The 26,554-nt window shown below is 67.4% G+C and carries 26 protein-coding genes; 13 read left to right on the forward strand and 13 right to left on the reverse strand.

All coding sequences use genetic code 11. The features are described from left to right. Position 1: 1 nt before the first annotated feature. Positions 2-2,623 (reverse strand): leucine--tRNA ligase, encoded by a 2,622-nt coding sequence (gene leuS, locus ACE3TQ_RS01675; RefSeq protein ID WP_374580176.1) that lies wholly within the window; start codon positions 2,621-2,623, stop codon positions 2-4. Between the two features lie 80 nt (positions 2,624-2,703). Here leuS and ACE3TQ_RS01680 point away from each other — a divergent pair, with 80 nt between their 5' ends. From ACE3TQ_RS01680 to map, 4 genes are all read left to right on the forward strand, one after another. Then, complete coding sequence (locus tag ACE3TQ_RS01680; protein WP_374580177.1) at positions 2,704-3,663, forward strand: DUF6597 domain-containing transcriptional factor; 960 nt, start codon at positions 2,704-2,706, stop codon at positions 3,661-3,663. A 207-nt stretch (positions 3,664-3,870) separates the two neighbouring features. Further along, a complete protein-coding gene (locus tag ACE3TQ_RS01685) occupies positions 3,871-4,488 on the forward strand; it encodes a hypothetical protein (protein ID WP_374580178.1) in 618 nt (205 codons plus the stop codon). Positions 4,489-4,564: 76 nt separating this feature from the next. Continuing rightward, positions 4,565-4,930, forward strand: coding sequence for a VOC family protein (locus ACE3TQ_RS01690; protein WP_374580179.1), 366 nt, complete (start codon positions 4,565-4,567; stop codon positions 4,928-4,930). A 77-nt stretch (positions 4,931-5,007) separates the two neighbouring features. Then, the gene (gene map, locus ACE3TQ_RS01695; protein ID WP_374580180.1) at positions 5,008-5,799 is read left to right on the forward strand and encodes a type I methionyl aminopeptidase; all 792 of its coding nucleotides are present in this window, start codon (positions 5,008-5,010) and stop codon (positions 5,797-5,799) included. A 100-nt stretch (positions 5,800-5,899) separates the two neighbouring features. Here the strand turns inward: map and ACE3TQ_RS01700 are convergent, their stop codons facing one another. The 5 genes from ACE3TQ_RS01700 to ACE3TQ_RS01720 are packed head-to-tail and all read right to left on the reverse strand — an operon-like array spanning position 5,900 to position 8,671. After that, the gene (locus ACE3TQ_RS01700; protein ID WP_374580181.1) at positions 5,900-6,217 is read right to left on the reverse strand and encodes a barstar family protein; all 318 of its coding nucleotides are present in this window, start codon (positions 6,215-6,217) and stop codon (positions 5,900-5,902) included. Continuing rightward, a complete protein-coding gene (locus ACE3TQ_RS01705; protein ID WP_374580182.1) occupies positions 6,217-6,639 on the reverse strand; it encodes an ExbD/TolR family protein in 423 nt (140 codons plus the stop codon). The genes ACE3TQ_RS01700 and ACE3TQ_RS01705 overlap by 1 nt, the downstream gene beginning before the upstream one ends. Positions 6,640-6,643: 4 nt before the next feature. Further along, positions 6,644-7,300 carry a MotA/TolQ/ExbB proton channel family protein gene (locus tag ACE3TQ_RS01710; RefSeq protein ID WP_374580183.1) on the reverse strand — a complete coding sequence of 219 codons (657 nt, stop codon included), beginning with the start codon at positions 7,298-7,300 and terminating at the stop codon, positions 6,644-6,646. Continuing rightward, positions 7,300-8,109, reverse strand: coding sequence for a 4-hydroxy-tetrahydrodipicolinate reductase (dapB, locus tag ACE3TQ_RS01715; protein ID WP_374580184.1), 810 nt, complete (start codon positions 8,107-8,109; stop codon positions 7,300-7,302). Before dapB ends, ACE3TQ_RS01710 begins: the two co-directional genes overlap by 1 nt. A gap of 10 nt (positions 8,110-8,119) precedes the next feature. Further along, entirely contained in the window at positions 8,120-8,671 is a 552-nt protein-coding gene (locus ACE3TQ_RS01720; protein ID WP_374580185.1) for an outer membrane protein assembly factor BamE, read from the reverse strand. 81 nt (positions 8,672-8,752) lie between these two features. Here ACE3TQ_RS01720 and fur point away from each other — a divergent pair, with 81 nt between their 5' ends. Beyond that, positions 8,753-9,181 (forward strand): ferric iron uptake transcriptional regulator, encoded by a 429-nt coding sequence (gene fur / locus ACE3TQ_RS01725; protein WP_374580186.1) that lies wholly within the window; start codon positions 8,753-8,755, stop codon positions 9,179-9,181. 110 nt (positions 9,182-9,291) lie between these two features. On the opposite strand, the gene hrcA is transcribed toward fur, so the two are convergent. Both hrcA and ACE3TQ_RS01735 read right to left on the reverse strand, forming a co-directional pair. Continuing rightward, positions 9,292-10,308, reverse strand: coding sequence for a heat-inducible transcriptional repressor HrcA (gene hrcA, locus ACE3TQ_RS01730; protein ID WP_374580187.1), 1,017 nt, complete (start codon positions 10,306-10,308; stop codon positions 9,292-9,294). A 4-nt stretch (positions 10,309-10,312) separates the two neighbouring features. Further along, positions 10,313-11,017, reverse strand: a complete 705-nt coding sequence (locus tag ACE3TQ_RS01735) for an HAD family hydrolase (protein ID WP_374580188.1) — start codon at positions 11,015-11,017, stop codon at positions 10,313-10,315. A gap of 129 nt (positions 11,018-11,146) precedes the next feature. Between ACE3TQ_RS01735 and ACE3TQ_RS01740 the strand changes: the two genes are divergently transcribed. Together ACE3TQ_RS01740 and ACE3TQ_RS01745 are read left to right on the forward strand one after the other, a co-directional pair. Beyond that, the gene (locus tag ACE3TQ_RS01740; RefSeq protein WP_374580189.1) at positions 11,147-11,743 is read left to right on the forward strand and encodes a hypothetical protein; all 597 of its coding nucleotides are present in this window, start codon (positions 11,147-11,149) and stop codon (positions 11,741-11,743) included. A gap of 13 nt (positions 11,744-11,756) precedes the next feature. Beyond that, a complete protein-coding gene (locus tag ACE3TQ_RS01745; protein WP_374580190.1) occupies positions 11,757-12,329 on the forward strand; it encodes a hypothetical protein in 573 nt (190 codons plus the stop codon). A gap of 136 nt (positions 12,330-12,465) precedes the next feature. Here the strand turns inward: ACE3TQ_RS01745 and rsmA are convergent, their stop codons facing one another. From rsmA to ACE3TQ_RS01765, 4 genes are read right to left on the reverse strand one after another with little or no spacing between them, the layout of a single operon-like run. Next, complete coding sequence (gene rsmA / locus ACE3TQ_RS01750) at positions 12,466-13,236, reverse strand: 16S rRNA (adenine(1518)-N(6)/adenine(1519)-N(6))-dimethyltransferase RsmA (RefSeq protein WP_374580191.1); 771 nt, start codon at positions 13,234-13,236, stop codon at positions 12,466-12,468. A 12-nt stretch (positions 13,237-13,248) separates the two neighbouring features. Next, positions 13,249-14,292, reverse strand: a complete 1,044-nt coding sequence (pdxA, locus tag ACE3TQ_RS01755; protein WP_374580192.1) for a 4-hydroxythreonine-4-phosphate dehydrogenase PdxA — start codon at positions 14,290-14,292, stop codon at positions 13,249-13,251. A gap of 16 nt (positions 14,293-14,308) precedes the next feature. After that, entirely contained in the window at positions 14,309-15,685 is a 1,377-nt protein-coding gene (locus ACE3TQ_RS01760; protein ID WP_374580193.1) for a peptidylprolyl isomerase, read from the reverse strand. Positions 15,686-15,727: 42 nt separating this feature from the next. Continuing rightward, the gene (locus ACE3TQ_RS01765; RefSeq protein ID WP_374580194.1) at positions 15,728-17,974 is read right to left on the reverse strand and encodes an LPS-assembly protein LptD; all 2,247 of its coding nucleotides are present in this window, start codon (positions 17,972-17,974) and stop codon (positions 15,728-15,730) included. 98 nt (positions 17,975-18,072) lie between these two features. On the opposite strand from ACE3TQ_RS01765, the gene ACE3TQ_RS01770 reads away from it, so the two are divergent. From ACE3TQ_RS01770 to ACE3TQ_RS01795, 6 genes are read left to right on the forward strand one after another with little or no spacing between them, the layout of a single operon-like run. Beyond that, complete coding sequence (locus tag ACE3TQ_RS01770; RefSeq protein ID WP_374580195.1) at positions 18,073-19,125, forward strand: aminoglycoside phosphotransferase family protein; 1,053 nt, start codon at positions 18,073-18,075, stop codon at positions 19,123-19,125. A 10-nt stretch (positions 19,126-19,135) separates the two neighbouring features. Continuing rightward, positions 19,136-19,831, forward strand: coding sequence for an N-acetylmuramate alpha-1-phosphate uridylyltransferase MurU (murU, locus tag ACE3TQ_RS01775; protein WP_374580196.1), 696 nt, complete (start codon positions 19,136-19,138; stop codon positions 19,829-19,831). Beyond that, complete coding sequence (gene pepP, locus ACE3TQ_RS01780; RefSeq protein WP_374580197.1) at positions 19,828-21,141, forward strand: Xaa-Pro aminopeptidase; 1,314 nt, start codon at positions 19,828-19,830, stop codon at positions 21,139-21,141. The genes murU and pepP overlap by 4 nt, the downstream gene beginning before the upstream one ends. Beyond that, a complete protein-coding gene (locus tag ACE3TQ_RS01785; RefSeq protein ID WP_374580198.1) occupies positions 21,138-22,280 on the forward strand; it encodes a UbiH/UbiF/VisC/COQ6 family ubiquinone biosynthesis hydroxylase in 1,143 nt (380 codons plus the stop codon). Before pepP ends, ACE3TQ_RS01785 begins: the two co-directional genes overlap by 4 nt. A gap of 7 nt (positions 22,281-22,287) precedes the next feature. Beyond that, the gene (locus ACE3TQ_RS01790) at positions 22,288-23,190 is read left to right on the forward strand and encodes a TIGR02285 family protein (protein WP_374580199.1); all 903 of its coding nucleotides are present in this window, start codon (positions 22,288-22,290) and stop codon (positions 23,188-23,190) included. Further along, positions 23,187-24,071, forward strand: a complete 885-nt coding sequence (locus ACE3TQ_RS01795) for a TIGR02285 family protein (protein WP_374580200.1) — start codon at positions 23,187-23,189, stop codon at positions 24,069-24,071. Before ACE3TQ_RS01790 ends, ACE3TQ_RS01795 begins: the two co-directional genes overlap by 4 nt. A gap of 8 nt (positions 24,072-24,079) precedes the next feature. Here ACE3TQ_RS01795 and ACE3TQ_RS01800 read toward each other — a convergent pair. Then, positions 24,080-26,554, reverse strand: a 2,475-nt coding sequence (locus tag ACE3TQ_RS01800) for a hypothetical protein (RefSeq protein WP_374580201.1), incomplete at its 5' end; no start/stop codon positions are given.

Genomic DNA, 26,554 nt, shown 5'->3' on the forward strand with positions numbered 1-26,554 from the left:
CTTACACCACGATGTTAACCAGCTTGCCCGGCACCACGATGACCTTCTTCGGCGCGCCTTCCAGGAACTTCTGCACGCTTTCCTCGGCCAGCGCGGCGGCTTCGATGGCCGCCTTGTCGGCCGCCTTCGGCACCTTCACCGAGCCGCGCAGCTTGCCGTTTACCTGGATCATCAGCTCGATCTCGGACTGCTCCAGCGCGGCCGGGTCGACCTGCGGCCAGGCCGCATCCAGGATGTCGCCCGCGAAGCCCATCTCCTGCCACAGTACATGGGTGATGTGCGGCGCCACCGGGTTCAGCAGGCGCAGGAAGATGGCGTAGCCTTCGGCCAGCACCGCCGGCTCCACGGCCTTGGCCGACTCCAGGGTGTTCAGCATCTTCATGCAGGCCGACACCACGGTGTTGTACTGGATGCGCTTGATGTCGTAGTCGGCCTGCTGCAGCACCTTGTGCAGTTCGCGGCGCAGGGTCTTGCCCTCGTCGGTGGCGGCGGCGGCCAGCAGCGGCGAGCCGGCGGTGCGGATCGCCTCGCGCTGGGCGAAGCCGAAGTTCCACACGCGCTTCAGGAAGCGGTTGGCGCCTTCCACGCCGGAGCCGGACCATTCCAGGGTCTGCTCGGGCGGCGAGGCGAACATGGTGAACAGGCGCGCGGTGTCGGCGCCGTACTGCTCGATCTGCGCCTGCGGGTCGATGCCGTTGTTCTTCGACTTGGACATCTTCTCGGTGCCGCCGATGTGCACCGGCTGGCCGTCGGCACGCAGCACGGCCGATACTGGGCGGCCGCGGTCGTCGGTGGTCAGTTCCACGTCGGCCGGGTTGAACCAGGTCTTCTTGCCGGCCGCGTCTTCGCGGTAGTAGGTTTCGTTCAGCACCATGCCCTGGGTCAGCAGGTTGACGAACGGCTCGTCGAACTTGACCAGGCCGAAGTCGCGCATGACTTTGGTCCAGAAGCGCGCGTACAGCAGGTGCAGCACGGCGTGCTCGATGCCGCCGATGTACTGGTCCATCGGCATCCAGTAGTCGTTGCGCGCGTCGACCATGGCCGCATCGCTGCCCGGCGAGGTATAGCGCATGTAGTACCAGCACGAGTCGACGAAGGTGTCCATGGTGTCGGTCTCGCGGCGCGCCGGCTTGCCGCATTTCGGGCAGTCGCACTTCAAGAACGCTTCATGCTTGTTCAGCGGGTTGCCGGTGCCGTCCGGCACGCAGTCTTCCGGCAGCACGACCGGCAGGTCCTTCTCCGGCACTGGCACGGCGCCGCAGGACTCGCAGTGGATCATCGGGATCGGGGTGCCCCAGTAGCGCTGGCGCGAAATTCCCCAGTCGCGCAGGCGGAAGGTGGTCTTCTTCTCGCCCAGGCCCTTGGCGGCCAGGTCGGCGGCGATGGCTTCCAGCGCTTCGTTGTAGCGCAGGCCGTCGTACTTGCCGGAGTTGGTCACCACGGATACGGCCTTGTCGCCGTACCATTCCTGCCAGGCTTCGTCGCTGTAAGCCTGGCCTTCGGCGGCGATCACCTGCTTGATCGGCAGATTGTATTTTTTCGCGAAGGCGAAGTCGCGCTCGTCGTGCGCCGGCACGCCCATCACGGCGCCGTCGCCGTAGGTCATCAGGACGTAGTTGCCGATCCAGACTTCGACTTGTTCGCCGGTCAGCGGGTGAGTCACGAACAGGCCGGTCGGCATGCCCTTCTTCTCCATGGTCGCCATGTCGGCTTCAATCACGGAGCCCATCTTGCATTCGGCGATGAAGGCTTGCAGTTCCGGCTTGTCCTGCGCGGCGTGGGCGGCCAGCGGGTGCTCGGCGGCCACCGCGCAGAAGGTCACGCCCATCACGGTGTCGGGACGGGTGGTGAACACGTACAGCTTGCCGTCGTTGATCAGCTGGCCGTCGTTGCCCTTGATCTGGTGCGGGAAGGCGAAGCGCACGCCGGTGCTCTTGCCGATCCAGTTCGACTGCATGATGCGCACGCGCTCAGGCCAGCCCGGCAGCTTGTTGTCGACGTAGTCCAGCAGCTCTTCGGCGTAGTCGGTGATGCGGATGTAGTACATCGGGATTTCGCGCTTTTCGATCAGCGCGCCGGAACGCCAGCCGCGGCCATCGACCACCTGCTCGTTGGCCAGCACGGTCTGGTCGATCGGGTCCCAGTTCACGGTGCCGGTCTTCTGGTAGATGATGCCCTTCTCCAGCATCTTCAGGAACATCCACTGGTTCCACTTGTAGTACTCCGGCTTGCAGGCCGCCATTTCGCGCGACCAGTCAATCGCCAGGCCCATCGACTCCATCTGCTCTTTCATGTGGTCGATGTTGGAGTAGGTCCACTTTGCCGGCGGCACGTTGTTGGCCATGGCCGCGTTTTCGGCCGGCATGCCGAAGGCGTCCCAGCCCATCGGCATCAGCACGTTGTAGCCGTTCATGCGCAGGTAGCGGTACATCACGTCATTGATCGTATAGTTGCGCACGTGGCCCATGTGCAGCTTGCCCGATGGGTAAGGCAGCATGGAGCAAGCGTAATACTTGCCTTTTGGGAAACGTGGGTCGTTTTCGACCGCTTTGTAGGCGTCGATCGCCTTCCAGTGCGATTGGGCGGCTTTTTCGACGTCTGCTGGACTATATTTTTCTTGCATGATGGAGCGCACTAAAATTGGTGGATATGAACCCTTCATTATAACAATGCATTGGTGCGGCGCGTCAGAATGAAGTCAATATGAGATATCAGGAATTCCCGCCCCCGCCGGGGCTGGCCGGGCTGGTCGATTGCCTGTGGCTGTCGGAGACCGACGCCGGGCCGTCCAGCGCGCCGGTCTCGCACCGCGTGCTGCCGGATAACCGCACCGATATCCTGTGGCAGGACAATGGGGCGGCTTTCTTTGTGGGCATGATGAGCACTTGGTTCGATGTGCCGGCGGCGCGTCGCCTGCGTACCGTGGCCGTGCGCTTCCGGGCGGGCGCGGCCAGCCTGTTCCTGGGCCCCTTGCCGCTGGCGGGGCTGGTCGATAGCCGCGCTGACCTGGACCTGCTGTGGGGGCGCTCGGCGGCCGACCGCCTGGCCGATGCGCTGTGGTCGGTGGCGCGCAGCGATGCGGAGCGCCTGGCGATGCTGGCGGATGCCCTTTACGCCCGCCTGGCCCTTGCTCCACCCGGCGCGCGCGCCGCCACCGCCCTCGCCAGCCGCGTGGCCGCAGCATCTTCCGCCGCCTCGCCTGTCGCTTCGCCCGTCACCTCGCCTGTCGCTTCGCCCGTCGCCTCGCCTGTCGCTTCGCCCGTCACCTCGCCTGTCGCTTCGCCCGTCGCCTCGCCTGTCGCCCTGTCCCTCGCCTCGTCCGCAGCGGCGCCCGGCCTGGCGCTGGCCCTGCACGCTGTGGCCCGGCTGGAAGCCTGCGGCGGCGCCCTACGCGTCGAGGAGCTGGCCGCGGCGCTGGGCGTGTCGCGCCAATACCTGGCGGCCCAGTTCCGCGACCATGTCGGCCTGTCGCCCAAACTGTTCGCCCGCATCTGCCGCTTCCGCAGCGCCCGCGCCGCGGCCCTGGCCGCCACACCCGGCCCCCACGGCCGCGACTGGGCCGGTCTCGCCCTCGACAGCGGCTACTTCGACCAGTCCCACCTGATCCGCGACTTCCACGACTTCACCGGCACCTCGCCCGACGCCTATATAGGGAGGGGGTGAGCCTCGACGCAGTGTCGGGAGAAAGTGGGATTTTTGGCTGAAATTGGCCTGACCAGTACGGGATTTTTATCGAAAAATCGGGAACAAATGGGATTTTGCTTGTCTAAGTACAAAAATCCCATTTGGAGGGCCGAAAATCGTCAAAAATCCCGTACTGGTCAGGCCAATTTTGACCAAAAATCCCACTTTCTCCCGAGGGAGGCAATCGTGACACCCAATGTATGCATCGCCATCGCACCGCGCACCCTGCGCGCCCTGATGGACTTCCAGCGCGACCATTGCAAAGAAGGCGAGCTGTGCGAGCTGGCCGACCAGGCCATCCACGACTGGCTCGCGCACCAGCTCGAACTTGCCAAACCGGCCGGCCAGCGCGGCTACTTCTGGAAAGCGCTCTTCCTGCCCGACGGCACGCGGCTCCGGATTGCCAGCCACGCCACCACCCGCTACGCCGCCATTGTGGGAGACGACCTGGTCTACAACGCCATGTGCATGTCTCCCAACCAGTTTGCCCAGCACGCAATCGGCACCGTCCATAATGCCTGGAGCGCGATCTACATCCAGATGCCGGGCGAACGCACATGGACGCAAGCGCAACGGCTGCGCCGCGCCCTGCAAGAGCAGGAACGCCTGGCCAGCCTGCCGCACTTCCGGCCGCGCCAGGAGCCGCCCGCCGCGCCCGCCGCGCCGCCACGAGCGCCGCAGACGGCGTTGCCACCGGCGGCACGCCCGCTGCCGCAAAGCGTCCTGCTGGCCCCACAGTTGCGGCACGACTGCCCCGAGCGGCGCCATGCCTACCGGCGCGCCGAAGACCTGCTGCTCGACTGAGTTTCCATTTTTCCAATCGCAGCGGCGGCGGGCGTGGCAAGATGCGGGCATCGCTACCACCATAGAGGAGAACAGCATGATCAAAGGTTTGCGCACCGCCATCTACCCCACCCCCGACCTGCAGGCTGGCAAGGAGTGGTACAGCAAGGTATTCCAGAAAGAACCCTACTTCGACCAGCCGTTCTACGTGGGTTTTGAGATCGGCGGCTTTGAGCTTGGCCTGCTGCCAGACAGCAAGCCCGGCCTGACCGGCACCCAGGTGTACTGGGGCGTGGACGACATTGAAAAGGAAGTCGAGCGCATCGTCGCTCTGGGAGCAAGCGCTCACTCCAAGATTGAAGACGTGGGCGAAGGCATCCGCGTGGTCGACCTGGCCGACCCGTTCGGCAACATCCTCGGCCTGATCCAGAATCCCCACTTCGACAAGGCCAAGGTCGAGTAAGAACGCGCGGCCGTGGCCAGGCGGCGCGGGGGCGCCTGTGATAACATGCGCCCCTTCCGCCCTCAGAAAGTCATGCCATGCGCAAGCGTAACAACAAAGCCATCCTGATCAAGACGCCCGACCAGGTCGAAAGCGCGCGCGTGGCCGGCCAGCTGGCGGCCGACGTCCTCACCTTCATCGCCCCGCACGTCAAGCCGGGCGTCAGCACCGCCCAGCTGGACAAGCTGTGCAACGACTACATCGTCAACACGCTGAAGGTGATCCCGGCCAATGTCGGCTATGGCGGCTTTACCGGCACCGTCTGCACCTCGGTCAACGAGGTGGTGTGCCACGGCATCCCGACCCCGAAGAAAGTGCTGAAGGACGGCGACATCATCAACATCGACGTGGCCGTGATCAAGGACGAATGGTTTGGCGACACCAGCCGCATGTACTACGTCGGCACCCCGTCCAAGGCGGCGCAGAAGCTGTGCGAGGTGACCTATGACGCCATGTGGGCCGGCATCCGCGCCGTGAAACCGGGCGCGCGCCTGGGCGATGTGGGGCATGCGATCCAGAAGCTGGCCGAGGCGGCCGGCTACAGCGTGGTGCGCGATTACTGCGGGCATGGCATCGGCATGGTGTACCACGAGGATCCGCAGGTGCTGCACTATGGGAAACCGGGGACTGGCATGGTGCTGGAGCCGGGCATGGTGTTCACCATCGAGCCGATGATCAACGCGGGCAAGCATCCGACGCGCGCGCTGCCGGATGGCTGGACGGTCGTTACCGCCGACCGCTCGCTGTCGGCGCAGTGGGAGCATATGGTGGCGGTGACTGAAACCGGCTTTGATGTGCTGACGCTGGCGCCGGGCGAGCAACCCCGGTAAGCCGGGGTCTGACCCAAGGGTCAGACCCTGTCGGCGCAGCGGCCAACGGCTTCGGCACACCAGGGGTCTGACCCTTGGGTCAGACCCCGCCTTACCGGGTTTAGCGCAACGTCAGCTTCAACGCCGGCTTCTCGCCGTAGTCCTCATAGCGCTCATTGATCCCGCCGACGCAGAAGGAAACCTCCTCCAGCAAGTCAGCCGGCATCTTCTTCGCATCGGTGATGACAATCTCCAGCACCTCATTCGGCTTCAGCTTGAAGCGCGTCATATTGTCATCATCGCGCAGGTAGGACAGGCAATCGACCCAGGCATCGATGGTCGCGCTATAGCCGGACGGGAACCCGAGTTCCGCCTGGCACGCCGCATGGAATGCAGCCTCATCGCCGATCACGGCGCCGTTCAGGGTGGCAGTAGCCATTATTTCTTTTCCTTCGGATCGGTGACAAACCCCAGGCGGGTCAGGCCGTGCGACTGCGCCGCCGCCATCACCTGTGCCACCACTTCATAGCGGGTATCCTTGTGCGCCCGCAGCTGCAGCTCCGGCTGCGGCGACAGTCCCGCCGCCTGCGCCAGGCGCTGTTCCAGCCCTCCCGGCGGCAAGGCTTCGTTATTCCAGTAAATCGTCCCGGCCGCATCGATCGCAATCGACACCGCCTCGCCTTCCTGCGGCACGGCCTTGGCCTGCGCCTTCGGCAGTTCCAGCTGCACCGCATTGGTAAACATCGGCGCGCTGATGATAAAGATCACCAGCAGCACCAGCATCACATCCACCATCGGCGTGACATTGATGTCCGCCATGGATTCGCGCTGCCGGTGGTGGTTGAAGGCGCCGAAGGCCATGGCCTCACCCCTTGCTCAGGTAAGCGTGCAGGTCGTGCGCGAACGCATCGAGCTCGGACAGCGTGATGCGGTTGACGCGGTTAAAACCGTTATACGCCAGCACCGCCGGAATCGCCACCACCAGGCCGACGCCGGTCATGATCAGCGCCTCGCCCACCGGGCCGGCCACCTTGTCGATCTGCACCGTGCCGGACGACGACACCGCCGCCAGCGCATGGTAAATGCCCCACACGGTGCCCAGCAGCCCGACAAAGGGCGCGGTGGAGGCGATCGACGCCAGCAGCGTCAGGCCGGTTTCCAGCCGCGTGGTCGAGGCATGAATGGCGTCGCGCAGTACGCGCGTGGCCTGCTCGCTACGCCCCATCTCGGCGGCGATGCTGCCGGTCTTGGCGCGCGCCAGCTGGCCGGCCGCCGCGTGCGCCACGGCCGCGAAAATCCCTTCCTGGTCGCGCGCCGCCATCAGGGCCACGCCATCGGCCACGCTCGGCGCATCCCAGAACGCCTGCACCGCCGGCGCCGCGCGCCGGATGCGCCAGGCGGCCCAGCCCTTCCACAGGATGAAGAACCAGGACGCCAGCGACATCGCCAGCAGCAGGTAAGCCACGCCGTGGCTGATCGCGTCGCCGCGTTCCCAGTAGCTGGCGAAGGTGAAGTGCTCCATCAGCCGTTCAGGCCCAGCACGTCGTACATGTCGTACAGGCCGGTCTTCTTATCGGCCAGGAACTGCGCCGCGCGCAGCGAGCCGTTGGCGTAGTGCTGGCGCGAAGACGACTTGTGGCTGATCTCGATGCGCTCGCCCTCGGTGGCGAACATCACGGTATGGTCGCCGATGATGTCGCCGCCGCGCACGGTGGCAAAGCCGATCTGCGACGGCTCGCGCGGGCCGGTCACGCCTTCGCGCGCGAACACGCCGACCTTCTTCAGGTCGCGCCCCAGCGCGTCGGCGATCACCTCGCCCATTTTCAGCGCGGTGCCGGACGGCGCATCGACCTTGTGGCGGTGGTGCGCCTCGATGATCTCGATGTCGTAGCCGATGTCGAACTGCTTGGCCGCGAACTCCAGCAGCTTCAGGGTCACGTTCACGCCCACGCTCATGTTCGGCGCGAACACGATGGCGGTCTTCTCGGCCGCCTTGGCGATGGCTGCCTTGCCGGCCTCGTCGAACCCGGTGGTGCCGATCACCAGCTTCACGCCATGCTCGGCGCAGTAAGCCAGGTGCTCCAGCGTGCCTTCCGGGCGGGTGAAGTCGATCAGCACGTCGGCGCCGGCCAGGCCGGTGGCCAGGTCGGCCGTCACGGCCACGCCGGCCGGCTGGCCGGTGAAGGCGGCCGCATCCTGGCCCAGGGCCGGCGAGCCGGCGCGGTCCAGGGCGCCGGCCAGGCGCGCGTCGGGCGCCGCCTGCACCGCCTCGATCAGCATATGGCCCATGCGGCCGCTGGCGCCGGCGATGGCGATATTCAATTGCGTCATGCTCTATCCTTTATTGCTTCTGGCCCGATTCCTGGCCACCCGGCAGCGGCGCCTTGCCCGGCGCCGCGTTGTCCTTGGCCGCCTCGGCCTTCTTGAATGCCTTGATCGGGCCGGCGATGCGCGCGATGTATTCCTGCTCGGTCGGCAGGTTGCCGCCTTCGAAGCGCTCGACCTTGTCGTCCTTATCGAAATACACCACCACCGTGCTGGTGGTCAGCTCGCCGTTGCCCTTGGCCAGGCGGAACGGGTAGTCCCAGCGCTGGGCGTGGAAGGGGTCGGCCATCAGCGGGGTGCCGAGCAGGAATTTCACCTGGTCCTTGCCCATGCCGGTTTTGAGCTGGGCCAGCATTTCCTGCGACACGAAGTTGCCCTGCTGGATGTCGGGGCGGTAGGGCGAGAAGAACCACAGGAATTTCTGCACCTGGGTGATGGTGGTGGTCTGGGCGCCCTTGGCCGCCTCGACCGGGGCCACCGGGGCCGGCGCGCTGGCGCAGGCGGCCAGCAAGGCCGCCGCCAGCAGCGGCGTGCTACGTTGCAACAAAGACAGCGGGGTGAGACGCATGGTATGAAACCTCAATTCCGTGAGCAGAAGTGCCTAAAACGCTATATCATAAAGCACTTCCCGCAACTGACGTTAGCAAACATGAGTAACAGCCCTACCGACCTGAAGGCTTCCGGCCTCAAGGCGACCCTGCCACGCCTGAAGATCCTCGATATTTTCCAGAGCAGCCCCGTGCGCCATTTGACGGCGGAAGACGTGTACAAGCTGCTGCTGGCGGAGAATATGGATGTCGGCCTGGCCACCGTGTACCGCGTGCTGACCCAGTTCGAGCAGGCCGGCCTGCTCAACCGCAACCATTTCGAGAGCGGCAAGGCGATTTTCGAGCTGAACGAAGGGTCGCACCACGACCACCTGGTGTGCCTCGACTGCGGCCGCGTGGAAGAATTCGTCGACGAAGAGATTGAAAAGCGCCAGCAGCGCATCGCCGCCGAGCGCGGCTTCAAGATCGCCGAGCACGCGCTGGCGATTTACGGCAGCTGCATCAAAGACCAGTGCCCGCATAAGCATTAAAAAATGGGGAAAAAAAATGGGGACGTACCCCATTTAATTGGCAACTTTTCCCCGCAGGGAAAAAGTTGCCAATTAAATGGGGTACGTCCCCATTTTTTTCCATTTTTTTGTTACTGGTTGCTCAGGGCATTCGACAGCAGGCGCGAGGTAATGTCCACGATCGGGATTACGCGCTCGTATGCCATGCGGGTCGGGCCGATCACGCCCAGGGTGCCGACGATCTTGCCGTTTGCCTCGTAGGGCGCGGTCACCACGCTCATTTCATCCATCGGCACCAGCTGCGATTCGCCGCCGATGAAAATCTGCACGCCGGAGGCCTTGGAGGAGACGTCGAGCAGCTGCATCAAGCCGGTTTTCTGCTCGAACAGGTCGAACATGGCGCGCAGCGAGGACATGTTCGAGGACAGGTCGCTCACCGACAGCAGGTTGCGCTCGCCGGCAATCACCATGTCTTCGGCCGATTCGGCCATCGCCTCGCTGCCGGCCTCCACCGCCGCCTGCATCAGGCGCCCCATGTCGTCGCGCAGCTGGCGCAGCTCGCCTTGCAGGCGGCCGCGCACGTCGTCGAACGACAGGCCGGAGTAGTGCTGGTTGATGAAATTGGCCGACTGCTGCAGCTGGGCCGGCGTGTAATCGACGTCGGTCAGCAGGATGCGGTTCTGCACATCGCCCGAGGGCGCGACGATCACCAGCAGCACGCGCTTTTCGCCCAGGCGCAGGAATTCGATTTGCTGGAACACCGACTCGTGGCGCGGCGCCAGCACCACGCCGGCGAACTGGGTCAGCGAGGACAGCATCTGGGCCGCGTTGGCGATCAGCTTCTGCGGCTGCGGCGAGGCGGCGCGCAGGCCGGCCTGCACCGCGCTTTCGTCGATATGCTGCACCGTGAGCAGGGTGTCGACGAAGATGCGGTAGCCGCGCGGGGTCGGGATGCGGCCGGCCGAGGTGTGCGGGCTGGCGACATAGCCCTGCTCCTCCAGGTCCGCCATCACGTTGCGGATGGTGGCCGGCGACAGCTCCAGGCCGGACAGCTTGGACAGCGCGCGCGAGCCGACCGGCTGGCCGTCGGCGATATAGCGCTCGACCAGGGCTTTGAGCAGGGTTTGGGCACGGGTATCGAGATGCATACGTCTATTCTGCCAACTGTTGTTCCAGCCACGCAAGCAGTTCGTCGAGCGTGGCGCAAATCGCGTCCGGCTGCGGCGCGCCCGGCGGCAGGGCCGCGCCGTGCCGGTTCATCCACACCGCGCGCAGGCCGGCGCCCTGCGCCCCCGCCACATCCAGCGCCAGGTCGTCGCCGACGTAGACCGCGTCGTGCGGCGCCACGCCCAGCGCCTGGCAGGCGGCGCGGAAAATGCCGGGGTCCGGCTTGGCGGCGCCGAAATGGGCGGCCGCCAGCGATACCTCAAAATGGTGGGCCAGGCCGATAACTTCAAGGTCGGCATTGCCATTGCTGATGGTGCCCAGCTGCACATGCTGGCGCAGCTTGAGCAGGCCCGGCAGCACGTCGTCGTACGGCGTGACGGCATTGCGCGCGGCGAAAAAGTGCGCCATGGCGCCGTCGACGTGGCCGGCCGCCTCGCCCGCCGCGGCGAAGGCCGCCTGCAGGCTGGCGCGGCGCAGCTTGCCCAGGTCGATCAGCAGTTCGGGCTGGGCCGCCGCCAGTTCGGCGCGGTGCGCGCGCAGGGCCTCGATCGACCAGGCCGCCGCCACTTTGGGCGCATGCGCGGCGAGCCAGGCGTGCAGGGTCACTTCCGCCTCGGCAATGACGGGCGCGATCGGCCACAGGGTATCGTCCAGGTCAAACAGGATGGCTTTGGGCTTCATGGCGGCCATTGTACCAAGCCCGGTTGCACCCTGTTACAAGGGAAATGCGGGCCGGATCGGCTAAAGACGGGGCAAATGCACTAAAATAGGCGCCGATTTGAACGGCGCCGACGCGCGAAACCGACTGGAGAACGTGGAATGAAGAGTAAGTATCTGCCTGCCGCCGCAGCCCTGCTGTGCGCCGCCGGCCTGGCCGCCTGTGGCGGCAGCGGCAACGGCAGCATGCGCCTGGATGTCCAGGTACTGGGCCTGGACCGCACCGGCCTGGTGCTGCTGAACAATGGCGGCGACGAGCTGGTCGTGACCGGCACCGGCATCGCCAGCTTCAAGACCCTGCTGCCGCCGGATGCGCCCTTCAACGTCTCGATCAAGAAGGCGCCGGACGGCGTGGATTGCAAGATTGCCAACAATACCGGCAAGATCAACTACTACTCTTACCAGCAAACCGTGGTCACCTGCACCGCCGTGCCACAAGTGCTGGGCGGCAAAGCGATCAACCTGAAAGGTGACGGCCTGGTGCTGGCCAATGGCGCGCTGACGGTGGGCGTCCTGGCCAACAAGACCAATCCGGGCGCCGACGTGAACTGGACCTTCCCCACCAAGATTGGCAACGGCGCCCCGTATGGCGTGACCGTGCTGTCGCAGCCGGCCGGCCAGAGCTGCAGCGTCACCAACGGCACTGGCACCATTCCGCTGAACTTAGACGTCGACACTGTGATCGTTACCTGCCAATAAATTAGGATTCCCGATGAAAGCAAAACTTTTTGGCGCCGCCCTGCTGGCGCTTGCCGTGGCCGGCTGTGGTGGCAAGGCCAGCTTCACGATCAGCGGCACCATTTACGGCCTGGCCAATGAAGGCCTGGTGCTGCAAAACAATGGCGGCGATCCGCTCAAGGTCGCGTCCGGCGCCACCACCTTCAGCTTCCCCAACAGCATTTCCTACGGCACCATGTACAACGTGACGGTGAAGGAAAACCCGCAGCACATGACGTGCAGTCCGGCGGGCAGCACCGGCCAGGGCTCGGCCGGCCATACCACCAGCATCAACGTGGTCATCAACTGCACCCAGAACAGCTATACCCTGGGCGGCACGGTGGAAGGCCTGACCGGTACCGGCCTGACCGTGATCAATGGCAGCTTCGGCAACCAGGTCACCATCACCCCCTTGGCCACGGTCTTCAACATGGGCAAGATTCCGGTCGGCCAAGCGTACGGCCTGGCCATCCTCACGCAGCCGAAGGACCAGGTCTGCACGCTGGTCGATGGCAGCGGCGTGATGGGTGACGACGACCGCCTGAACGTCAAGATCGTCTGCAAGTGATATAAGGTGGAGGAATAACTGGGATTCCAAAAATAAATTGGAACAATATGCCGCGACGCAGCATACTAAACCCGTCTCCTCCACTTCTTAACAAGAAATGGATTTAACCCGCTCCCTGAGCGGGTTTTTTTTTGCCTTAGACCGGCAGGTTGGCCAGGGCGACGTAGGCTTCGACCGGGACGGTTTCCGGGCGGTCGCCCGGGTTGATGCCGGCCGCTTCCAGCTGTTCCGGGGTGAACATGCCGGCCACGCAGTTGCGGATCACCTTGCGCCGCTGCGAGAACGCTTTCTGCACCACCGCTTCCAGGCGCGCCGGGTCGCAGGCCAGCGGCTGCTCGATCGGCACCATGCGCACGATGGCCGAGTCGACTTTGGGCGGCGGGTCGAACGCTTCCGGCGGCACGATGAACAGCAGCTCCATGCGGTAGCGCCATTGCAGCATCACCGACAGGCGGCTGTAGGCCTTGGTGCCGGGTTCGGCCACCATGCGCTCCACCACTTCCTTTTGCAGCATGAAGACCTGGTCCTGCACCTGCGGCGCGAATTCGGCCAGGTGGAACAGCAGGGGCGAGGAAATGTTGTACGGCAGGTTGCCGACCACGCGCAGCTTCCTGCCCGCCGGCACCGGGATGTAGCCGAAGTCGAACTTGAGGGCGTCGCCGGCGTGGATGGTGAGCTTGGCGCGCGGGTAGCGCTGCTCCAGGCGCGCCACCAGGTCGCGGTCCAGTTCCACCACGTGCATATGGGGCAGCGATTTGAGCAGCAGGTCGGTCATGGCCGCCAGGCCGGGGCCGATTTCCACCATGGTGTCGTCGGGGCGCGGGTCGATGGCGTCGATGATGTTGCCCAGCACGGTGTCGTCGTGCAGGAAGTTCTGGCCGAAGCGTTTGCGGGCGATGTGTTTCATGTTCTGTCTTTCTTAGGGGCGGCGGGCCTGCACCATGTGCAGGGCGGCTTCCAGCGCGGCCTGCATGCTGGCGCAGTCGGCGTGGCCGAGGCCTTGCGCCGCCAGGTCGAGCGCGGTGCCGTGGTCGACCGAGGTGCGGATCAGCGGCAGGCCGAGGGTGATGTTGACGCCGTGGCCGAAGGTGGCGTATTTCAGCACCGGCAGGCCCTGGTCGTGGTACATGGCCAGCACGCAGTCGGCGTCCTGCAGGTATTTGGGCTGGAACAGGGTATCGGCCGGGTACGGGCCGCGGGCGTCGATGCCGCGCGCCCGGGCCGCTACCAGGGCGGGGGTGATGGTGTCGATTTCTTCGCGGCCCAGGTAGCCGTTTTCGCCGGCGTGCGGGTTGAGGCCGGCCACCAGGATGCGCGGCGCGGCGATGCCGAACTTGCGGCGCAGGTCGGCGTCGAGGATGTCCAGGGTCTGCCCCAGGCTGTCGATGGTCAACGCGGCGCTGACGTCTTTCAGCGGCAGGTGGGTGGTGGCCAGGGCGACGCGCAGCGGCGGCGGCGGCGCTGCGCCGGCGCTGCCGTGCGGCTGGCCGGCCAGCATCATGACCACGCGCGGCGTACCGGTCTGCTCGGCGAAGTATTCGGTGTGGCCGGTGAAGGCGACGCCGGCGTCGTTGATGGTGGATTTCTGCACCGGCGCGGTGGCGACGGCGTCGAACCAGCCGGCGCGCACGCCTTCGATGGCGGCGTCCAGGGTGGCCAGCACGTAGCGGCCGTTTTCCTTGTCCAGCACGCCCGGCCGCACGTGGGCGCCGAGCGGGATGTCGAGCGCGCACAGACGGTCGGCGCCGAAGTGCGGCAGGCCGGCATTGCGCGCCGCCATGGTGCTGACGGCGCTGATGCGGATCTCGGGATCGATATCGGCGGCCGTCATGGCCAGGAAGGCGGCGTCGCCCACCAGCACGGCGTCGACCTGCTGCCGCAGGGCCCAGGCGGCGCGGATGGCGATCTCGGGCCCGATGCCGGCCGGTTCGCCGGTGGTGATGGCGACGCGCGGTCGGCTCATGCTGTCTCCTCCTGGTTTACTTCAGCGATTCGTCGCGGAACTCGACGTAGGCGCGGTCGCGCACCTGGCGCTGCCAGTCCTCGATCGCCTCCACCAGCTTGCGCTCGCGCAGGGCGTTGCGGGCGGCGGCGCGCTGCTTCTCTTTCGAGACGTCGTCGGCCTTGCGCTCGAGCACTTCGATCAGGTGGTAGCCGAAGGCGGTTTCCACCGGCTCCGACACCTGGCCCACTTTCAGGCTGTCCACCGCGCGCTCGAATTCGGGCAGCGAGTCGCCCGGCGCCAGCCAGCCCAGGTCGCCGCCCTTGGCGGCCGAATCCTGCGAGTGCACGCGCGCCAGCTCGTCGAACTTGGCGGCCTTGTTGTCGATGCGCTGCTTCAGTTCCAGCAGCTTGCGTTTGACTTCGGCCGCGTTCTGGGTCGGGGTCACTTTCAGCAGGATGTGGCGCACGTGGGTCTGCTGCACGGTTTCCGCCGCCTGCGCGTCGGCCAGGCTGCGCTTGTCGACCAGCTTCAGGATGTGGAAGCCGGCCGCGCTGCGGATGATCGGCGTCACCTGGCCCGGCTTCAGCTTGCCCAGCGCTTCGGCGAACAGCGGCGGCAGCGCGCTGCTCGGGCGCCAGCCGACGGCGCCGCCCTGCAGCGCGTCGGAGGCGTCGGAATAGGTGGCGGCCATCTTGCCGAAGTCGGCGCCGGTGCGCAGCTGGCGCGCCACTTCCTCGGCGCGCTTCTGGCGCTGGGCGATCACGTCCGGCGTGGCGTTTTCCGGGATGCGCACCATCAGCTGCGCGATGTTCAGCTCGAACTGCTCGGCCGCCGCGGCTTTCTCCGTTGCGATGAAGCCGTCCACTTCCGCTTCCGAGATATTGATCTTGTTGTCCACCTCGTACTCGCGCAGGCGCTGCATCACGATTTCCTCGCGGATCTCCTCGCGGAAGGCGGCGAAGGTGGTGCCTTCCTTTTCCATCTGGTTGCGCAGCTGCTGCACCGTCATCTTCTGCTGCTCGGCGATGCGGCCGATGGCGCGGTCCAGCATATTGTCGTCGACCCGCACGCCCATCTCCTTGGCCAGCTGCAGCTGGGCGCGCTCGATGATCATGCGCTCCAGGATCTGGCGGCGCAGGTCGGCCGCATCGGGCAGCGCCATCTTCTGCTGCTGCATGCGCGCCACGATGGTGGCCACGCGCTCGTTCAGCTCGCGCTGGGTGATCACTTCATCGTTGACGATGACGGCGATGGCGTCGATCGGCGTGTTGGCCGACTGGCCCGGCGGCGTGAAGCCCTTGGACGCTGGCGCCGCCGGCTTGGCGGGTGCGGCCGGCTTGGCGCCTTGCGCCAGGGCCGGGACGGCGAGGGAAGCACACAGCAGGGCAACAGCTAATTTGATCGGGTGCATAATCTGAAACGCTCTTGTATCAGTGGTGGAAAAGTCGAAAGCTTAACGGATGCCTTCATTCACGCGACGATAGCCGGGGATGCTGTTCTTCAGCACCTCCAGCGGGTTGCCGATACCGAATTTGGACAGGCCGTTCAGCTCCAGCTGGAAGAAGAACTGGGTCGAAGTCTTGTTGGCGGTGGTGACGAAGCGCTGCGCGCCGGCGCGGAACACCCAGCAATCGCAGTTGTACTCGACCCCCACCACGCTCTCCAGCACCTTGTGGTCGCGCAGCGAATAGGACACGCGGCCCACGCCGAACCACTTGGCCGACAGCGGCCACTGGGTCGACAGGTCGGCGTTCTTGAAGCTGTCGCGCACATAGCGGTAGCCGGCATTGAACACCTTGTAGGCGCCCGGCGTGTACTGCAGGGTCATGTTGGAGGTGGTGACCTTGCTGGTGCTCGGGTTGTACTGCAGCGCGCTGTCCACGCCCCACGATTCGGAGATGCGGCCGGTGGCGGCCAGCAGCATGTCGGAACGGCTGCTGTTGACCGGCGTGCTCTGGTCGATCTGCACGCGCTGGTCGGCGAAGTAGAAGCGCTGGCCGAACGCCAGGCGCAGGCGCTCGGCGCCGCTGCTCTCCAGGAAGCGCGACACCACGGCCGCCGTCACCTGGTTGGCGTCGCCGATGCGGTCGGAGCCGACGAAGCGGTTTTCGCGGAAGATCTGGGCGAAGTTGAAGGTCGACACCGCGGTGTCGAAGTTCGGGAACGGGTCCTGCTCGCGGTACGGGGTGTACACGTAGAACAGGCGCGGCTCCAGGGTCTGGGTCAGGGTGCGCCCGCCCAGCCTGGCGTCGCGCTCGAATACCAGGCCCGAATCGAGCGAGAAGGTGGGCACCGCGCGGTCCAGCGAGCGCGCCGCGTCCTTGCCGTGCGCGTCGAGCTGGTAGGCGCTGGCGTTGAGCATCAGCTTGGGCGTCACGAAATAGGACGGGCCGATGATCGGGTAGCTCACCTGCGGCACCGCCACCAGGCGGCTGCCCTTGAGCAGGTCCGGGTGCCAGAAGCGCGTCAGCTCGGCATCGACCTGCCAGTCGAAGCCGCCCACGTCGTAGCGCGCCGCGTGCAGGTTGATGGCCGGCAGGCGGTCGTACGGGCGCGTCACGAACAGGCTCTTGTCGCCGTTCTCGCCCAGCGCGTCCGGGTCCTGCAGCACGTGGTACTTCTGCGCGCGCACGGTCATGGCCCAGTACTCGCCGCGGTAGTCGGTGCGCAGCTCCTTCAGCAGCTGGCGCTCGGCCGAGGAGGACACGGTTTTCGAGAAGTCGTTCGGATAGTTGTCGTCCGACGCCGCGCGCAGGTTCCAGCCGTAGGTCCAGTCCTTGGCCAGCGCCTGCGTGTGCACCGAGTGCAGCTGCCAGCGGTCGCGCTTGGCGGCCTTGTCGTCCGGCAGGTACTCGAGGAAGGTGCGGCCCTCGTAGTAGTTGCCGGCGTCGGTCTCGCCGATATAGCGGCCGACCGCGCCCAGCTGCAGGCCGCGCCGCGCGATATAGCGCGGGTACAGCGTCAGGTCGCGGTTGGGCGCGATATTGAAGTAGTAGGGCACGGTCAGTTCGGCGCCGCCCTTGGAGGAATAGGTCGGCGTCGGCGGCAGCCAGCCCGAGCGCCGCGCGCCCGACAGCGAGAACGACAGCGCCGGCGTGCCGAGGAAGGGCACGTCCTTGAAATAGATCACGGTGGCGCCGGCGGTGCCGACGTCGCGCCCCTGGTCCAGGTTGAGCGAGCGCGCCTTCAGGTACCAGTCCGGATTCGGGCCGGGGCAGGTGCTGTAGGTGCCGTCCACCACCTGCGCCTCGTCCTCGTTCAGGAAGTTGATGCGCTGCGCCTTGCCCTGGGCGTTGTTCATTTCCAGCTGGTAGGTCGGCTGCAGCATGTAGCCGCGCCCCGTTTCCATGTTCAGCTTCACTTCATCGGCGGTGTAGTAGTCGCCGAAGCGCCACATGCGCACGTTGCCCTTGGCCTCGAGCTCCTGCTCCACCTGCTGGAAGGCGGCGCCGTCGGCGGTCACGCGCAGCTTGTCGCGCACGACTTCCACGTCGCGCAGCAGGCGCAGTTCGCGTTCCGGGCGGCCGGCGATGTCTTCGGCGCGCACCGTGGTGACGGCGTTCTTGTCTTCCACGCGCGGCGCGCGCTTGGCGGCGGCGGGTGCCTGGGCATGGGCCGGCAGCGCCGCGGCGGCGGCGGCAATGGCGGTCAAGGCGAACGCCCAGCGTTTCGGGTTGGGAGGAGCCTGGAACCGGGTCATGGAAGGTACGGGTGAAACACCATAAAGGCGATTTTTTAATGTGAATCCCTTATTATATGGGAATCTTTACCTTCAACTGGATTCCGCAGGCTGTTTCAATGTCTTTATTGTCTAATTTACCATCCCCAGCCGCCGATCCACGCCTTGCCGAGCTCAAAGAATGGCTGCAGGGCACCGGCCTGGTGGACGTCGCCACGGCGCGTCCGGCCTCCGAGGACGCCAGCTTCCGCCGCTATTTCCGCGTCGACGTGCTGCCGGCGCACCGCGCCGCCCACGGCGCCACCCTGGTCGCCATGGACGCCCCGCCCGAGCGCGAGAACGTGCCGGCCTTCGTCAAGGTGCAAGGCCTGCTGGCCGCCGCCGGCGTCTCGGTGCCGGCCATCGTGGCCGAAAACACCGGGCGCGGCTTCCTGCTGCTGTCCGACCTGGGCACGGTGACCTACCTGCAGGCGCTGAACCACGATTCGGCCGCCACCCTGTACGCCGAGGCGCTGTCGGCCCTGGTCAAGATCCAGCAGGCCAGCCAGCCCGGCGTGCTGCCGGAATTCGACCGCGCCTTCATGCTGCGCGAACTGAATATCTTCCCCGAGTGGTACATCGGCAAGCACCTGGGCGTGACGCTCACCGAAGCGCAGCAGAAAGAGCTCGATAAGGTGTTCGAGGCGATCCTGGCCAACTGCCTGGCCCAGCCCCAGGTGTATATGCACCGCGACTTCCACTCGCGCAACCTGATGTGGATGGACGCCGACAACCCCGGCATCCTCGACTTCCAGGACGCCGTGTACGGCCCGATCACCTACGACGCCGCCTCGCTGCTGCGCGACGCCTACGTGGCGTGGGACGAGGAACTGGTGCTGGACTGGGTGATCCGCTACTGGCAGCACGCGCGCAGCGCCGGCCTGCCGGTGAAGAAGGACTTCGACGACTTCTACAAGGACTTCGAGTACATGGCGCTGCAGCGCCACCTGAAGATCCTGGGCATCTTCTGCCGCCTCAACTACCGCGACGGCAAGCCGATGTACCTGGGCGACCTGCCGACCGTGATGGACTACGTGCGCAAGACCGCCAACCGCTACCGCGACCTCAAGCCGCTGATCAAGCTGCTCGACACGCTGGAAGGCACCGCGCCGCAAGTCGGCTACACCTTCTGAGGGGGCGCGCATGAAAGCCATGATCCTCGCCGCCGGCCGCGGCGAACGTATGCGCCCGCTGACCGACACCTGCCCCAAGCCGCTGCTGCCGGTGCGCGGTCGGCCGCTGATCGTGTGGCACATCCTGAACCTGGTGCGCGCCGGGATCACGGACATCGTCATCAACCACGCCCACCTGGGCCACATGATCGAGGAGGCGCTGGGCGACGGCGCGCAGTTCGGCGCCCGCATCCAGTACTCGCCCGAGGCGGAGGCGCTGGAGACGGCCGGCGGCATCGCCAACGCCCTGCCGCTGCTGGGCGACGAGCCGTTCCTGGTACTGTCGGGCGACATCTACTGCCCGCACTTCGATTTCGCCGAAGCGCTGGACGTATTGAAGGACAAGGACCACCGCGGCGACGCCTACCCGGCCGAGGTGCGCGACATCGCCTGGGTGTGGCTGACGCCCAACCCGTGGCACAACCCGGACGGCGACTTCGCGCTCAACCTGTACACCATTTCCGGCCAGGGCTCGCCCAAGTGGAACTTCGCCAATATCGGCGTGTACCGGCGCGAAATGTTCGACCGCATCACGCCGGGCCAGAAGGCCGGCCTGGGCAAGCTGCTGTTCCAGTTCGCCGACCAGGGCCGCATCGGCGGCGAGATCTATGAAGGCCAGTGGGTCAACGTCGGCACCGTGCAGCAGCTGGAAGAGCTGAACCGATGAAGCCCTACAGCGACCGCCGCGCGCGCCTGCTGGCCCGGATGGAGCCGGGCAGCGTGGCGGTTATCGGCACCGCGCCGGAAGTGGCGCGCAACGCCGACACCGAATACCCTTACCGCCACGACAGCTCCTTCTACTACCTGACCGGCTTTAGCGAGCCGGAGGCGGTGCTGCTGCTGGTGGCGCCGCGCGGCACGGCCGGCGCGCAGTCGATCCTGTTCTGCCGCGAAAAGCATGCCGAGAGCGAAATCTGGGACGGCTACCGCTATGGCCCGGAAGCCGCGCGCGACGCCTTCGGCTTCGACTTCGCCTTCCCGATCGGCGCGCTGGACGAGCACATGGTGCGCCAGCTGGCCAACGCCACGGCGCTGTACGCGCCGCTCGGGCGCAGCGCCGCCGCCAGCGCGCAGCAGCAGCGCTGGCTGGAAGGCGTACGCAAGCTGGCGCGCAGCGGCGCCACGGCGCCGCCCGTGCTGCGCGACCTGCCGCCGCTGGTCGAGGAAATGCGCCTGTTCAAGGACGAACACGAAAGCGCCATCATGCTGCGCGCCGGCGAGATTTCCGCCGGTGCCCACGCGCGCGCCATGCGCTTCGCCCGGCCCGGCGTATATGAGTACGAGCTGGAAGCGGAGCTGCTGCACGAGTTCCGCCGCCACGGCGCCCAGTTCCCGGCCTACACGCCGATCGTCGCCTCCGGCCCCAACGCCTGCGTGCTGCACTACAACGCCAACAACCGGCGCGTGCAGGACGGCGAGCTGGTGCTGATCGACGCCGGCTGCGAGCTCGATGGCTACGCCTCCGACATCACCCGCACCTTCCCCGCCAACGGCCGCTTCAGCAAGCCGCAGCAGGCGCTGTACGAACTGGTGCTGGCCGCCCAGCAGGCCGCCTTCGGCGCCATCGCCCCGGGCCGCCAATACCACGACGCGCACGACGCCGCCGTGCGCGTGCTGGCGCAGGGCATGCTGGACCTCGGCCTGCTGGCCGGCACGCTGGACGAGGTGCTGGCGCAGAAAACGTACACCCGGTTCTACATGCACGGCACCGGCCACTGGATCGGCATGGACGTGCACGACGTTGGCCTGTACCGCGACACGGCGCGCGAGGACAAGCCGTCGCGCCTGCTGCAGCCGGGCATGGCGATGACGGTGGAGCCGGGCATCTACGTGCGCCCGGCGCCCGGCGTGCCGGAGCAGTACTGGCACATCGGCATCCGCATCGAGGACGACGTGATCGTGCGCGACGGCGGCTACCAGCTGCTGACCGGCGGCGCGCCCAAGACGGTGGCCGAAATTGAAGCTTTGATGACATGACTGACTACGATATCGCCATTTGCGGCGCCGGCCCGGCCGGCATGGCGCTGGCGGCGCTGCTGGTGAAACGCGGCGCCGACCCGGCGCGCCTGGTGCTGGTGGATGCCAAGCCGCTGGAGCAGGCCATGCAGGACCCGCGCACCCTGGCCCTGTCTTACGGCAGCCGCCAGATCCTGGAGCAGGTCGGCGCCTGGCCGATCCACGCCACCGCCATCCACGAGATCCACGTCTCGCGGCGCGGCCAGTTCGGGCGCAGCATGATCACGCGCGACGAGCACCGGCTGCCGGCGCTGGGCTATGTCACGCGCTACGGCGCCATCGTCGAAGCGCTGGGCCGCGCCTGCGACGCGCTTGGCATCGCCGCCCTGCGCCCGGTGCGCGTCAGCGGCAGCGACGAGGCGGCCGACAGCGTCACCCTGCACCTGGACAGCGAGGGCCGGGACGCGCGCGTGCTGCGCGCCGCCGTGGTGGTGCAGGCCGAGGGCGGCCTGTTCGGCGAACAAAGCGCCAAGGCGCAGCAGCGCGACTACCAGCAGACCGCCATCATCGCCCAGGTCAACGCCAGCGCGCCGGTGGCGCACCGCGCCTACGAGCGCTTTACCAGCGAAGGCCCGCTGGCCCTGCTGCCGCAGGACGACGGCTATTCCCTGGTATGGTGCGCCCGCCCCGCCACCGCGCAGGAACTGCTGGCACTGGACGATGCCGCCTTCCTGGCGCGCCTGGGCGCCACCTTCGGCGAGCGCCTGGGCCGCTTCACCCACGCCACGCGCCGCCTGGCCTTCCCGCTCGGCCTGAACGCCGGCGCCACCGGCAGCGCGCGCACGGTCGCCATCGGCAATGCGGCGCAAACCCTGCACCCGGTGGCCGGCCAGGGCCTGAACCTGGGCCTGCGCGACGCCAGCGAACTGGCGCGCCTGCTGGTGCGCCACCCCGGCGCCGGGCCCGAGGCGCTGGCGCAGTATGCCGCCCAGCGCAGGCGGGACCGCGGCCTGACCGTGCGCCTGACCGACACCATGGCGCGCATCTTCGCCAACGAGTCGGTCCTGCAGCCGCTGCTCGGCCTGGGCCTGGCCGCCATCGACGTCGCCGCCCCGGCGCGCGCCGCGCTGGCGGAAATGATGATGTACGGCCGGCGCTGAGGTCCGCATGCACCGCCCGCCCCGCGCCAGCCTGAGTGCCGCCGCCCTGGCCGTGGCGCTGGCCGCGGCCACGGCGGACAGCGCGGCGCAGGCGCGCGACGTGATGTCGTGGCTGATGCCGGACGTGCCGCCCGCCTCCATGCCGCGCGACGGCCAGCCAACCGACGGCATCGCCGACCAGGTCGTGCGCTACATCAGCCAGCGCTGGCCGGAAGCGGAGCACCGCTACATCTACGCCAATCCCAAGCGCACCTGGCTGATGATCGAAAAAGGGGAAGCGGCCTGCGTGGTGGCGGCCCTGCACACGGCCGAGCGCGAACGGCTGGCGCATTTCGTCGACACCAACCTGGTGCCGCCGCTGCAGCTGATCGTGCGCGAGGCGACGCTGGCGCGCCTGCCGCTGAACGCGCACGGCGAGGCGGACCTGGAAAAAGTGCTGGCCGACCGCCAGCTGCGCGGCATCATCGTCGAGCGCCGCAGCTACGGCCAGAAGGTCGACCGCGCCATCGCCGGCCGTCCGCCCGGCTCGCGCCTGGAGACCACCTCGGTCGGCGATTTCGGCCGCAATGTGCTGAAACTGGTCTCGCACGGGCGCGCCGACTACACCATCGACTACGACTACTCGCTGCAATACGCCAGCCGCAGCGAGCCCGATATCGGCAAGCTGCACACGGTGCCGATCGTCCAGAACAACAAGCCCATGCTGGCCGGCATCGCCTGCCCGCGCAATGCCTGGGGCCTGGCGGCGGTGCGCCGCATCGACGCCATCGTCGGCACGCGCGAAGGCGCCGCCGCCATGCTCAAGGCGCAGAGCAGCTGGCACACGCCGGCCTCGCTGCAGCGCTACGCAGCCCAGATCGGCGAGTTCCAGCAGCAGCGCAGCAAACCCGGCCTGGTGTCGCCGCCATGACGCGCCGCCTGCTGCCCTCCTGCCTGGCTGCCGCCGCCGTGCTGGCGGCGCCGCCCCTGCGGGCGGACGAGCAGATGACCTGGCTGATGTCCGACTTCCCGCCCATCACGATCCCGGTCGACGGCGCGCCCACCACGGGCATCGCCGACCAGATCGTGCGCTACCTGGCCAGGCACTGGGGGCATGACGACCACCGCTATGTGTATGCCAACTCCAAACGCACCTGGCTCATGCTGGAACGTGGCAGCCAGGCCTGTTTCGCCGCCGCCTTGCGTACCCCGGAACGCGAGCGCACCGCCTATTTCAGCAACACCAGCCTGGTGCCGCCGCCGGTACTGATCGTGCGCGCCGACATGCTGCCTTCGCTGCCCCTCAACGCGGCCGGCGAGGTGGTCCTGGCGCAGCTGCTGGCGCGGCGCGCCGCGCGCGGCGCCATTGTCGAGAACCGCAGCTACGGCCCCCAGCTTGACGCCATGCTGGCGCAGCACCCCGAAGCCAACCTCGAAAAGACCGCCATCGGCGACTACGGCCGCAATGTGCTGCTGATGGTCGCGCGCGGGCGCGCCGACTACACCTTCGACTACGACTTCGCGCTGGCCTACGGCCAGTCGTTGCAGGCGGAGCTGGCGCAGCTGCGCACCGTGGCCATTGCCGGCAACGCGCAGGCAGTGCTGGCCGGGGTGGCCTGCCCGCGCACGCCGTGGGGACGCCGCATGATACGGAAAATCGACAGCATCCTCGGCACCCCGGCCGGCGCCGACATGCTGATGCGCGCGCAGGACACCTGGCTGACCCCGGCCGGCAAACAGCGCTACCAAAGCCAGATGGCGGCGTTCCAGCGCCTGCGCAGCAAACCCGGCGCCGAGGCCGATTACCGCTGACGCACCTGCTATTCCCCGATGGCCGCCGGGCTGAGGGTCACGTGCACGTGGTTGTTATGCACGTCGTTGTTGGCCAGCTTGCCGTTATGGCCGGTGTACGCCTCGGCCACCAGCTGCAGCGTCTCCGGCGCCTGTCCCGGCAGCGTACGGCGCAGCAGGCCGGCGCGCAGCAAGGTATTGCACCAGCCCGCGGCCAGGCCGCCCATTGCCTCGCCCGCGCAGTAGACCACGCGCGCCACCTCCGGCCGCGCCGCCAGCGCCGTGATGCCGCTGCGCGAACGCTCGATCCAGCCCACCAGCCGGCCACGCGCCTGCAGCGCGGCCGGCGTCGGCGCACCCTGGGCATCGCGCTGGAACGCCAGCAGCGCGTTTTCCGCCAGGCGCGTGTAATTGAGCTCGCCGGCCCCCACGCCGTTATCCACGCCGGGGAAGCGGTAAAAGTGGTGGGTATCGATATCGGTGCCGCGCGCATGCGAGAGCGGGTGGTCGATATCGCGTCCATGCTCGCCCGATACATCGTTGATCGGCTCCAGCAGGCCGGCATGCTGCTCCAGCCACAGGTAGGTGCCGCGCGCCGACCAGTTGTCGCCCCCCGCCTCGCGCGTGCCGAAGCGCGGCAGGCCGTCCGGCATGCGCCATAAGGCGCGCCTGCCGGACGCTTCCTTCTCCGCCGTCAGCGACACCCCGTCGCGCGTGGCCTTGACGGTGAAACGGTAGGCCAGGTGCGTGGTGGGCGGCGGGGTGCCGGCCACGCCCGAGAGCGCGCCATCCCCCAGCGTCACGCGCACCTTCAGCACCACCTTGGTGTCGCTCTGGCTGAGCAGCGTGACCCCGCTCTCGCCCGGCGCCGACGGCGGCAGCACCTCCATCAGCGCGCTGCCGCTGCCATCGAGCGCCTCGACCCGGATGCTGTCCAGCGCCGCGTCCTTGGGTTTGCTGATTTCGACCGTGAAGCTGCGCTGGAGGTGGTTGCCGCTGCCGCTGCGCGGGATGCTGTAATAGGTGCCGCCGTTAAGCGTGTCGATCGTGTCCGGCGTGAGCTTGCTGATGGAGAGCGGCGTGCCCGCTTCCAGCGTGGCCTGGACGCTGGTGGCCAGCAGGTTGTCGCCGATATTGGTCGCGCTGACCACCAGCAGCATGCTGCTGTCGCCATCGGCCGCCAGGGCCGAGGCGTCGATGTCGACCTTCACCGGCCCGGTGCTGCCGTCGCTGCGCCACACCGGCGGGCTGGCCAGCTGGCTGTTGATCTGGCGCGAGATATCGTACAGCGGGCTGTGGTCGGCGCTGAACACCTGCACCTTCCACACATCGTTGAAGATGCTCTGCGCCTGCACCCAGTACGGGTACTCCGCCGTTGCCACATCGTAGGTCAGGCGCACGGCAGCCGCGCCCTTCGCCAGCGGCAGCTCGGCCCAGCCCTCGACCGCCACATCCTGCGCCCCCGCCACCGCGCTGGCCAGCACCGCCCCCGGCCCCGCCGCCGCGGCAGCCGCGCCGGCGCGGCCGGCCGGTGCGGCCTGGCCAAACGCGCGCGCCTGCCGGCCATCGCGCACGTCAAGGCCGGCCGGCACGGGTGCACTGGAGGCAGCGCCCGGCAGCGGTTCGGTGCCCACCGGCGCCACACCGTCGCGCACGTCCTGCGCGCCGCGCAGCACCAGCTTCGCCAGCACATTGCCTTCCAGCGCCACCGACGCATCGGCCACCAGCCAGGCGCCGTTGTGTAGCTGGCGCGCCCGCAGCCGCACGCTGCCGCGCGGCAGGTTCGGCAGGTCCGCGCTGCCTTGCGCGTCGGTATCGACGGCAAAGCGCAGGCTGGAATTCAGCAGCTCGCCCTCCACCCGCAACCCGCCCAGCGGCACGCCGGGCGCCGACGGCGGCGCCACCAGCTGCACCCGCACGCGGTAGTCCGCCAGGTAGAACTCCGCCTCGCCCAGGTAGGTCACATCGTCCGTCCCGCGCGCCACCACGCGCAGGCGCAGGCGCCCACCCTGCGTTCCCACCAGGCCGTAGAACGCCGGCCCCGCCAGGCGCAGGCTGCCATCCGCCAGCAATTGCGCCAGGGGCTGCGCATCGCGCGTGTACTCCAGCACATCGACCAGGCTCACCTCATCGATCGCCGCCATGCGCAGCAGCTGCCCGTTGCGCTGGAACGCCAGGTCGATCGACGGCAGCCCGCGCGCCAGCAGCAGGCCGCGCCGCTGGCGCATGACCAGGCGCGCATTGCCATACACTTCGCCCTCGTTCGCCACCTGCACATCGACGCTGGGCTGCGCGCCCGGCGCCAGGTCCTCCAGCAGCGCGTTGCCGGCCGCATTCGGCGGCCGCGACACGCTCACCTGCCGCGCCGACAAAGGCACCAGCAAGGTCGCCTCGCCCTGCGCATCGGTCACGCCGCGCGCATAGCCGTCGACCCGCACGCTGTAGCCGGCACCCAGCGGCTGGGGCGTTTCGCCCTCCCTCGCCGCGCGCCAGGCGCGCACATG

The organism is Pseudoduganella sp. (genome assembly GCF_041914865.1).
In the GTDB taxonomy this organism is placed as follows: domain Bacteria; phylum Pseudomonadota; class Gammaproteobacteria; order Burkholderiales; family Burkholderiaceae_D; genus Rugamonas.

Bases quoted from the DNA above. Each gene is read 5' to 3' on its own strand.
- leuS (WP_374580176.1), bottom strand. From the start codon at position 2,623: ATGCAAGAAAAATATAGTCCAGCAGACGTCGAAAAAGCCGCCCAATCG.
- rsmA (WP_374580191.1), bottom strand. From the start codon at position 13,236: ATGAAACACATCGCCCGCAAACGCTTCGGCCAGAACTTCCTGCACGAC.
- murU (WP_374580196.1), top strand. From the start codon at position 19,136: ATGAAAGCCATGATCCTCGCCGCCGGCCGCGGCGAACGTATGCGCCCG.
- fur (WP_374580186.1), top strand. From the start codon at position 8,753: ATGAGTAACAGCCCTACCGACCTGAAGGCTTCCGGCCTCAAGGCGACC.
- ACE3TQ_RS01765 (WP_374580194.1), bottom strand. From the start codon at position 17,974: ATGACCCGGTTCCAGGCTCCTCCCAACCCGAAACGCTGGGCGTTCGCC.
- ACE3TQ_RS01690 (WP_374580179.1), top strand. From the start codon at position 4,565: ATGATCAAAGGTTTGCGCACCGCCATCTACCCCACCCCCGACCTGCAG.
- ACE3TQ_RS01760 (WP_374580193.1), bottom strand. From the start codon at position 15,685: ATGCACCCGATCAAATTAGCTGTTGCCCTGCTGTGTGCTTCCCTCGCC.
- hrcA (WP_374580187.1), bottom strand. From the start codon at position 10,308: ATGCATCTCGATACCCGTGCCCAAACCCTGCTCAAAGCCCTGGTCGAG.
- ACE3TQ_RS01735 (WP_374580188.1), bottom strand. From the start codon at position 11,017: ATGGCCGCCATGAAGCCCAAAGCCATCCTGTTTGACCTGGACGATACC.
- ACE3TQ_RS01680 (WP_374580177.1), top strand. From the start codon at position 2,704: ATGAGATATCAGGAATTCCCGCCCCCGCCGGGGCTGGCCGGGCTGGTC.
- ACE3TQ_RS01745 (WP_374580190.1), top strand. From the start codon at position 11,757: ATGAAAGCAAAACTTTTTGGCGCCGCCCTGCTGGCGCTTGCCGTGGCC.
- map (WP_374580180.1), top strand. From the start codon at position 5,008: ATGCGCAAGCGTAACAACAAAGCCATCCTGATCAAGACGCCCGACCAG.
- ACE3TQ_RS01785 (WP_374580198.1), top strand. From the start codon at position 21,138: ATGACTGACTACGATATCGCCATTTGCGGCGCCGGCCCGGCCGGCATG.
- pepP (WP_374580197.1), top strand. From the start codon at position 19,828: ATGAAGCCCTACAGCGACCGCCGCGCGCGCCTGCTGGCCCGGATGGAG.
- ACE3TQ_RS01705 (WP_374580182.1), bottom strand. From the start codon at position 6,639: ATGGCCTTCGGCGCCTTCAACCACCACCGGCAGCGCGAATCCATGGCG.
- ACE3TQ_RS01795 (WP_374580200.1), top strand. From the start codon at position 23,187: ATGACGCGCCGCCTGCTGCCCTCCTGCCTGGCTGCCGCCGCCGTGCTG.
- ACE3TQ_RS01700 (WP_374580181.1), bottom strand. From the start codon at position 6,217: ATGGCTACTGCCACCCTGAACGGCGCCGTGATCGGCGATGAGGCTGCA.
- ACE3TQ_RS01710 (WP_374580183.1), bottom strand. From the start codon at position 7,300: ATGGAGCACTTCACCTTCGCCAGCTACTGGGAACGCGGCGACGCGATC.
- ACE3TQ_RS01720 (WP_374580185.1), bottom strand. From the start codon at position 8,671: ATGCGTCTCACCCCGCTGTCTTTGTTGCAACGTAGCACGCCGCTGCTG.
- ACE3TQ_RS01740 (WP_374580189.1), top strand. From the start codon at position 11,147: ATGAAGAGTAAGTATCTGCCTGCCGCCGCAGCCCTGCTGTGCGCCGCC.
- ACE3TQ_RS01790 (WP_374580199.1), top strand. From the start codon at position 22,288: ATGCACCGCCCGCCCCGCGCCAGCCTGAGTGCCGCCGCCCTGGCCGTG.
- pdxA (WP_374580192.1), bottom strand. From the start codon at position 14,292: ATGAGCCGACCGCGCGTCGCCATCACCACCGGCGAACCGGCCGGCATC.
- dapB (WP_374580184.1), bottom strand. From the start codon at position 8,109: ATGACGCAATTGAATATCGCCATCGCCGGCGCCAGCGGCCGCATGGGC.
- ACE3TQ_RS01770 (WP_374580195.1), top strand. From the start codon at position 18,073: ATGTCTTTATTGTCTAATTTACCATCCCCAGCCGCCGATCCACGCCTT.